Genomic DNA, 2,908 nt, shown 5'->3' with positions numbered 1-2,908 from the left:
ATTCCATACTTCATCTGTTAACATAGTTCTTGGCATGATGGTGAGGTAGAGTCGTTTTTTGGCGAAAGCAATTATACCCCATCATCATGCTGTTCCGTAATTCCTCTCAAAACGTCAACAGCCCCTAGGGAAAGGGTTTCTTTGGCAACAAAAACATACACAGCGATTGCTGGATACCTTGCGCCCGGAAGTCGAACGTTATGTTCAATCTCCCCGGTACTATCAATTAGCGAGGGCATTTGAGCGGCGGTTTGAGTACCCATTGCCTTCTTTATGTCGTCTGACGCAACGTGATTCTCCGTGGAATCCACTGAGGCCATTGCCGCCGGTAGGAGGTAATCCGGCATTGCATGGCATTGAGCCGGAAGAGGTTAATGTATCAATGGACCTGTGCGAGCGGGTTGGCCATATGCTAGTACTCGGTACAACCCGTGTTGGTAAGACCCGACTGGCAGAACTACTCATCACGCAGGATATCCGGCGAGGTAATATCACGATTGTGTTTGATCCGAAAGGGGATGCAGACCTGCTCAAACGAATGTGGGCGGAAGCGCATCGTGCTGGACGGGAAGATGAATTCCAGGTGTTTCATCTGGGCTGGCCGGATATTAGTGCTCGCTATAATGCTGTTGAACGTTTTGGTCGGGTTTCAGAAGTCGCTTCTCGTATAGCGGGACAATTGAGTGGGGCGGGTAATAGTGCTGCTTTTCGTGAATTTGCCTGGCGTTTTGTCAATATCGTTACCCGCGCCTTGGTGGCTCTGGGGCAGAGACCGGATTACACCCTGATATTACGCTATGTCACCAATATTGGGGAATTGTATGAAACGTATGCTGAAAAAATTATCAGGCAATGCCTGCCTGTGTTATGGACGCAGGTGGAGAAAAGCCTGGGTCTGCTGACGGAAGACGATTTGCCACGCAATATGCAGGGGCAGACGAATGCAGTGAAAATCTGGGCGATTGAAATGGCACTAAGCTCAGAAGCGGGGAAAAAACTCTACGATCCGATACTGGACGGGTTGCGCAGTGCGGTTCGTTATGATCGCACCTACTTTGACAAAATCGTGGCATCCCTGTTGCCATTACTGGAAAAGCTGACCACGGGGAAAATAGCTGCTCTGTTGGCGCCAGATTACACGGATATGAATGATCCGCGTCCCATCTTTGACTGGCAACAAGTGATACGTAAGAAAGGTATCGTCTATGTGGGGCTGGACGCTTTATCGGATGCAGAAGTGGCTTCGGCAGTAGGTAATTCTATGTTCGCAGACTTGGTTTCTGTTGCAGGTCATATCTACAAATTTGGTTTGGATGATGGTTTACCAGAAGGCAAAACGAGAAAATTCCCTATTAGCTTACATTGTGATGAATTCAATGAACTGATGGGCGATGAATTTATTCCGCTGATTAACAAAGGTGGGGGCGCAGGGATAGAGGTAACCGCTTATACGCAGACCTTGTCTGATATTGAAGCACGTATTGGCAGTAGTGCTAAAGCGGCACAGGTAACAGGAAATTTTAATACCTTAGTCATGTTGCGGGTTAGGGAAAACAACACAGCTGAGCTGTTAACCCGCCAGTTGCCGGAGGTAGAGGTCTATACCAAAACTTTGGTCTCCGGGATTACCGATATCTCCAGTCCAGAGCAGGGTGGTCATTTTACTTCTAACATTCAGGATCGGGTTAGCACGATCAGAACGCCGTTAATTACGCCTGCCGAAGTGATTAACTTGCCGAAAGGTCAGGCATTTGCTCTGCTTGAAGGGGGACGGTTATGGAAGATCCGCATGCCGTTGCCAGCAGCCGATGATGATGACCTGATGCCGGCAAGTCTGCAAAAAATCGCTGATGAAATGCGTAAACATTACCGTACCAGTGAATCCTGGTGGTCAGCGGGCTCAATGCCAAGTGACGGTCAGGTTGACCTGCATGTGATGTTAAATCCAGCGGTGCTGACGCTTGATGGGGAAGCTGAAAATGACGCAACAGAACACTAAATCGCCGCAGATATCATCGAAAAAATCAGGTCCATTAAAAACTGTCCTGTGGGATATGCCATGGATGCTCATTGGTTTTTTGCTGGTATCGTTGTTTTTTAGTTTGGTTGTTGAATACCTTGGGATAGCCTTTTTCTGGCCGGAACAGGGTGAAAGGCACAGCCAGCAAGTTATGATCACGGAAAGCGGTTGGCTGTCACGGGAATTTACCCGCAGCTTACTGTTATCAGAGCCTGCTACTACGCTCAGTATCGGGTTAAAATGGGGTTATCAGTGGGTGTTTGTAGACAGTAGTGCATTGGACTGGATTAATCAACAGTATACAGTACAAGCTCGGAGCCATGATGAAATGGTGAGAAAGTTGGACGATTGGAGTGTATGGCTAGCGGAAAGTTTGCGGAAGTATCTGCTAGCAACGGTATATGTGACCGTAACCTTTGTTATCCGGCTCACTATCCTGGTATTGTCTTTGCCCTTGTTTGTGATGGTTATAGGCGTTGCTGTCGTTGAAGGGCTAAGTCGGCGTGACCTGCGGCGTTATGGAGCGGCTTATGAGTCGAGTTTTATCTATCATCATGCCAAACGGTTTGTGAAACCGGCGTTCTGTGTACCCTGTTTGCTGTATCTTTCCTGGCCGTCGGCTGTGTATCCTAATTTACTATTGTTACCCGCAGCTCTCCTATTAGGGGGGGTTATTACCGTGATGATGAGTACTTTTAAGAAATATCTTTGAGGTAAAAGTCGTATGATGTGAATTGGTTGGTAAAATGTCTCAAATACCTGGTAGATTCACATAATAAGTGCAACATCGTTAATCTGGAAGTAAACATGTTCGTATTCCCTTAAATAATTCATTCGGTGTTTTCCCACCCCGTGTTTTCCGGGGGCGATTATTTAATCGGTTTACCA

General features: G+C 47.3%; 1 protein-coding gene and 1 pseudogene. Both read left to right on the top strand.

Annotated elements, in window-relative coordinates; all coding sequences use genetic code 11:
* Nucleotides 1-103 precede the first annotated feature (103 nt).
* Nucleotides 104-1,999, top strand: a pseudogene (gene traD, locus C5470_RS21545) (type IV conjugative transfer system coupling protein TraD); the annotation flags it as partial.
* Nucleotides 1,980-2,732 (top strand): TIGR03747 family integrating conjugative element membrane protein, encoded by a 753-nt coding sequence (locus tag C5470_RS21540; protein WP_166291816.1) that lies wholly within the window; start codon nt 1,980-1,982, stop codon nt 2,730-2,732. The pseudogene traD and the gene C5470_RS21540, both read left to right, overlap by 20 nt.
* Nucleotides 2,733-2,908 lie beyond the last annotated feature (176 nt).

The organism is Photorhabdus stackebrandtii (assembly GCF_011189495.1).
Lineage (GTDB): Bacteria > Pseudomonadota > Gammaproteobacteria > Enterobacterales > Enterobacteriaceae > Photorhabdus > Photorhabdus khanii.
This window is presented reverse-complemented; position numbering and strand designations above follow the sequence as displayed.

Excerpts from the sequence above, each read along its gene's own strand:
- C5470_RS21540 (WP_166291816.1), top strand. The coding sequence starts at position 1,980 with ATGACGCAACAGAACACTAAATCGCCGCAGATATCATCGAAAAAATCA.